Origin of the sequence: Caballeronia sp. ATUFL_F1_KS4A (assembly GCF_023630905.1) — a bacterium.
Lineage (GTDB): Bacteria > Pseudomonadota > Gammaproteobacteria > Burkholderiales > Burkholderiaceae > Caballeronia > Caballeronia zhejiangensis.
Map to the genome: position 1 here is coordinate 1 of NZ_JALQEB010000051.1, position 1,212 is coordinate 1,212.

Genomic DNA, 1,212 nt, shown 5'->3' on the forward strand with positions numbered 1-1,212 from the left:
TGCCCCTGTGCGGGGCGGCAGTCACTTTCTTTGCTGCTGCAAAGAAAGCAACTGTATTGAGCGTCAAGGGTTGAGTTGGTAAGGATCATGGTTTTGGGGGATTCCAAGTTGTGCCGTCGCGCATCATGGCGTTGAGCTGGGTGAGCATCTTGCGCATTGCTGCGACGAAGGCGACTTTGGTCTTTTTGCCTCTGGCGCGCAGGCGGTCGCAAAACGCCTTGATGTGCGCGTTGGATCGCTGGGCGGCGACGCAGGCCATGTAGAGGGCGCGCCGCACGATGGGGCGGCCGCCCGAGACGTGTCGCTGGCCGCAGTGAGCGCCGCTATCGGAATTGAACGGGGCGAGCCCGGCGAGCGAGGCGATTTCGCGGGCGTTGAGGGTTCCGAGTTCGGGCAGAAAGGCAATGAGCACGGCCGCGGCGCCTTTGCCGATGCCGGGCACCGAGCGCAGCACGGCCTCGGTCTTGCGCCAGAGATCGTTGGCGTGCAGGAAGGCGTCGATGTCGCGATCGGCGTCCTTGATGCGCTGTGAGATGAAGCGAATGAACTCATCGATGCTTGGCAAAGCGGATTTATGGGCGCGTTTGCGGCGATTTTGCTCGGCGGTGAGCATCTCGATGAGCTGTGCGCGGCGCAGGATGAGGGCCTGCAACTGCTGGGTTTGCTCGTCGTTCAGGGGTCTGACTTCGGGTTTGATGGTCGCGCCATAGCGGGCGATGAGGCGCGCATCGATGCGATCGGTCTTGGCCCGTACGCCGGCGGACCTGGCGAAGTCGCGCACCCGCTTGGGATTGACCGCGACGGCGGGCAAGCCGGCCTGGCAGAGGGCTTCGAGGACGGCGCGTTCGAGCTTGCCGGTGGCTTCGAGCACGATGAGTTGTGGGTTGAGCGGCAGCAGTCGGTGGATCAGCTGCGCGAAGCCATCGGGAGAATTGGCCAGGCGAAAGAGTTCGGAGGATTCGTGGAAGGCGATGTCGAGAAAGGAGCCGCTGACATCGATGCCAACGAACAAAGGCGAGACGGAAGAGGATTGGATTTGGTTCACCACAGCACCCATACTTGCAAAGATACGAGCTCGAGGCTCAGTCAACTGTCCGGGTTCAAAGCGGTAAGGAGAAGCGGCGCCACCAGCTTTCTTTCGGGCTGTGAGCCCATGTAACACAAACGGGCTACCGCTTCGAGCGAACGGGAGAGATCAGCTTCCGGACGCCA

The 1,212-nt window shown here is 62.0% G+C and carries 1 protein-coding gene; it reads right to left on the minus strand.

Going from position 1 to position 1,212, the window contains the following annotated elements; translation table 11 throughout:
• Nucleotides 1–85: 85 nt before the first annotated feature.
• Nucleotides 86–1,036, minus strand: coding sequence for an IS110 family RNA-guided transposase (locus tag NCS03_RS30990; RefSeq protein WP_425129925.1), 951 nt, complete (start codon nucleotides 1,034–1,036; stop codon nucleotides 86–88).
• Nucleotides 1,037–1,212 lie beyond the last annotated feature (176 nt).